This is a genomic window from Arhodomonas sp. KWT (assembly GCF_010993615.1).
Map to the genome: position 1 here is coordinate 1 of NZ_WNXE01000184.1, position 4243 is coordinate 4243.

At 71.4% G+C, this 4243-nt stretch carries 3 protein-coding genes; all 3 read right to left on the reverse strand.

Annotation, left to right across the window (positions count from 1 at the left end):
• A partial coding sequence (locus G7A99_RS16220) for a methyl-accepting chemotaxis protein (RefSeq protein ID WP_163142062.1) occupies positions 1-1343 on the reverse strand: 1343 nt, incomplete at its 3' end.
• Positions 1344-1620: 277 nt separating this feature from the next.
• Positions 1621-3414, reverse strand: a complete 1794-nt coding sequence (locus tag G7A99_RS16225) for a bifunctional diguanylate cyclase/phosphodiesterase (protein WP_163142065.1) — start codon at positions 3412-3414, stop codon at positions 1621-1623.
• Positions 3415-3484: 70 nt separating this feature from the next.
• Positions 3485-4243: ATP-binding protein (locus G7A99_RS16230; RefSeq protein WP_371807627.1), on the reverse strand; the 759-nt coding region annotated here is incomplete at its 5' end.

Genomic DNA, 4243 nt, shown 5'->3' on the forward strand with positions numbered 1-4243 from the left:
TGGCTGCTCTCGATGGCCTCGACCACGGTCCGGCTGCTCTCCTGGACCTGGGTGACGATGCCCCGGATGCGTTCGGTCGAGCGCTGGGTCTCGCCCGCCAGCGAGCGGACCTCCTCGGCCACCACGGCGAAGCCGCGGCCGGCGGTACCGGCACGCGCCGCCTCGATCGCGGCGTTCAGCGCCAGCAGATTGGTCTGATCGGCGACGCTGGTGATCACCTCCACCACCTCGCCAATGTCGCCGGCGTGGCGCTCCAGGGCCTGGATGGCCTCGTTGGCGCGGTTCATGGAGGCGGCGACGCCGGAGACCGCCTCGCCGTTCGCCGTGATGGTCCCGCGACCGGCGTCGGCATCGCGACTCAGCGTCCTCGCGGTCTCCGCGGACTCCGTGGCGTGCCGCGCGATCTCCTGGACGGACGACGCCATCTCGTTCATCGCCGAGGCCGCCTGATCCGTGTCGCCGCGCTGGCGCTGGATGCCGCCCTGGGTCTCCGAGGCCACCGAGGAGAGCTCCTCCGCCGACGAGGATACCCTCGAGGAGGACTCCTTGAGCCGGGCGAGCATGGCCCCGAGGTCGACGCGCAGTGCCTCGGCGGTACCGGCCACCCGTCCGACCTCGTCGCTCGAACTCACCGCCACGGGCTGGCGGAAATCCCCGTCGCCGATGCGGTCGAGGTCCGCGACCAGCGTCTTGAGCGGACGGGTCACCGTGCGCCGCAGCAGCCAGCGCAACGCCAGGGCGCTGACGATGATGGCCAGCAGCATACCGCCGAGCCCGATCCGCAACGCCGTGCTGGCGGCGGCACGGTGCTCCACGGCCTTCTCCCCGGCGCGGGCCTCGATAGCGGCGACCAGGTCGTCGAGGGCCTGGCGCACGGGCGTGGTCATCCCTGACAGCTCCCGGTCCACACCGGCAACCGCGAAACCGTTCGCGGCGAGACGCTGCCGGCCATCGCGGATCCGGGTCACCATCTGCCCGTGCGCCCGTTCGAACGCACCGATGGCCGCGAGCACCTTCGAGTTCTCGAACTGCGCCTTCAGCTCCCCGACGTTCTTGTCGACCCCGGCACGGGCCTGCTCGTAGCGCTGCCAGTAATCCTGGCGTCCGTCGGGATCGCGGCCGCGCAGGAGATAATTCTTCCAGGCGAGGGTCTGGTTGGCGAAGCGCCGCTGCAGGTCCGCGGTATCCGACATGCGCGCACTGAGCTGCGCCTGGAGGTGACTGAAGCCGGTAACCGACTCCCACGTGCGCATCACCGCGAACGAGGCCCCGGCCACGATCAGCAGCACGCCCACCGCGACCGCCGCCAGCACCTTGGCCTCGACGCTGTTGAATCGATTCAAAGCCTTTTCTCCCACCTTGTAACCTCACGTGACAACCGCGCCCCGCGCCTTCCGTCGATTCGGCACACCGCGCGGCCCCGGCGGACACGGTGGTGGCCGGTCGACGCGGGATAAGCGGTTTGCGTGCCCTGCGGGAGGGAGCCGGGATGACGCGGCATCCCCGGTCGCCGCCGGACGGGCGCTGTCACACCCGGGCGGCGAGGGGAATTATTATTCAAAATGTGAACTGCTTAACAACTACCTCGGAATAGGTAGCCGTTCTCCCCGATACCCGGAATCAGGCCCCGCGGGAGCCGGCGGCATCGTCCAACGGCGCCACTGCACCGGGCACTTCCCCTTCCGGCTGGCGCCGACGGTCCACGAACAGGCTGTTGCCCGGCTCGCGCTTGGCGCAGTGCTTGATCTCGGCGAGCACCGTGGCGATCTGGTAGTGGCTGGTGAAGCGGCGGTCCAGCACGGGGACAGCAGCGAGGGAGATGGAGAGCAGCGGGAAACGCTGCGGACAGCCCTGGCGGTCACGGGTCTCGATACCCCCGCGCTCACGCTCCCGGGCGTCGTAGAGCGCCGGCGCGTGGGCGGCGAAGTCCTCCAGCAGCGCCCGGCAGCGGGGCTCCCAGTCGCTGCCGCGAAGCAGCAGCACGAAGTCGTCGCCGCCGACGTGACCGGCGAAATCCCCGGCATGGAGCCGCGCCTGGAGGATGCGGGCGGTGGCGAGGATGGCCTCGTCGCCACGCTGGTAGCCGTAGAAGTCGTTGTAGGCCTTGAAGTGATCGAGATCCGCGTGGACAACGGTGAACGGCGTGCCCGCAGCGAGCAGGGCATCGATATGCTGCTCGATGCGCACGTTGCCGGGCAGGCCGGTCAGCGGGTTGGCATGGCGGGCGCTGTGGACCTGGAGGTCGGTGATCCGGCGCAGCAGGTCGAAGACGCTGCCCACGCCCAGGTAGAGCCCGTCGGGATCGGTGATGAGGATGGCCTCGTCGGCGTCGTCGGCCTCGGTCACCCGGCGGCTCAGCGCCTCAAGGGGCAGGTCACCGGGGACGGTGACCGTGGAGGACTCGACGAAGCCCGTTACCTCGCGCCCGGCGAACAGGGCATGCCCGTAGTTGTGGGCCAGCCGCGAGAGCAGGGTGTCCCGGCGCACGATGCCCACGGCCCGACCGTCCCTGCCCACCAGCGGGACACAGCGCAGGTCAGGCTCCGCGCGGAAACGCGCCGCCACCTCGGCGACGCTGGCCGTGGGCTCCGCGGGGACGACCTCGCGCGCGAGTAGCCGCGCGGTCGGCCGCTGGACGGCAGCACCGGGCACACCGCCGGCATCCCCGCCGGGCATGGGCTGATCCACGGTGAGCGGGCGCTCCGCCGGCCGGCCGAAGAGATAGCCCTGTGAGTGGGTCATGCCCAGCGCGCGCAGCGCCGTGTACTCCGCCTCGGTCTCGATGCCCTCGACGATGACCCGCGTGCCCATGCGCCGGGCCATGTCCAGCACCGAGCGCACCACCTCGCGCTTGCCGGCATCGGACTCGACGCCGCTGGCGAAGTGGCGGTCGATCTTGACGTAGTCGGGACGCAGCTCCGACCAGTGGCGCAGGCCCGCGTAGCCGGCACCGAGGTCGTCCAGGGCGACGGCGAAACCCATCGAACGGTAGTGGTCCACGGCGTGGCGGACGATGGCGTAGTCGTGGATGGGAAACTGCTCGGTGATCTCGATGACGACCCGCTCCGGGGCGACCCCGGCGCGCTCCAGGAAGCGCAGGGTCTCGCCGGTGGGATGGTCGCTGGCGACCACCGCGTCCGGGGTGACGTTGAGGAACAGCCGCCCGGGGCAGCCCGCCCGGCCGAAGGCCTCAATGGCGACTTCACGGCAGAGCAGGTCCAGCTCCACCAGCCGGCCCTCGCGGGCGGCGGCGTCGAAGAGCTTGAGCGGCGAGTGCAACGGCCCGGACGACGGCCCGCGGATGAGCGCCTCGTGCCCCCAGAGCCCGCCCGAAGGGCAGGTAAGGATCGGCTGGAACAGTGCAGTAAGCGCCCGGGCGGAGAATATCGCGTCCAGGCTTTCGCGTTCGATCATGATGTGCCCGCTGAAACCCCGCTCGTCAGCGTAGTCACCGCGCGTGACACGGCGGTGACAGCGCGGGTGCTCACAACGCCCGCTCTAGGCGGTGCAGCGGCGCACCGAGGGTGGCGTAGTCCCGTGGCCGGCAGGTGAGCACCAGCACCTGGTGGCGTTCCGCGGCCCGGGCTAGGGCCAGCTTCATCGCCTCGAAGCGGTGTTCGTCGGCGAAGGCCAGGGCGTCGTCCAGGACCACCGGCACCGGCTCGCCGCGCTCGGCGACCAGATCGGCGAAGGCCAGGCGCACGAGGATGGCGAGCTGCTCGCGGGTGCCCAGGCTCAGGTCGTCGAAGGCCTCTTCCCGGCCGCCGCGGCGCACACCGGTGAGGGTCAGCGTGTCGTCAAGCACGAGCTCGGCGTCCGGCATCAGCATGCGCAGGTACGGTGCCAGGCGCTCCATCACCGGACCGAGGAAGGTCCGGCGGGCCTCGCTCGCCGCGGCCTCCAGCTCGTCGGCGACCAGCTTCACCGCCCCCGCCTCGCGGTGCAGGCGCTCCCGCTCCCGCTGGGCCTCCGCCAGTGCCGTGTCCAGCTCGACCCGGCGCTCGCCCAGACCCTGCTGCCCCAGCGCCTCCAGCCGCACCTGGAGATCGCGCACGCTGCGCTCGGCGCGTTCGCGCTCCTCGCGCGCCCGGCTCACCGCGGCCTCGGCGGTTTTGAGCTGCAGGGCCACCGTCTCCGGGTCCTCGGCGGCAATGGCGGCATCGGCACGGGCGAGGTCGTCGCGGGCGGTCTCCAGGGCCTGGCGGGCGGCGGCCAGGGCGGCATAGAGGGCGTCGTCGTCCCG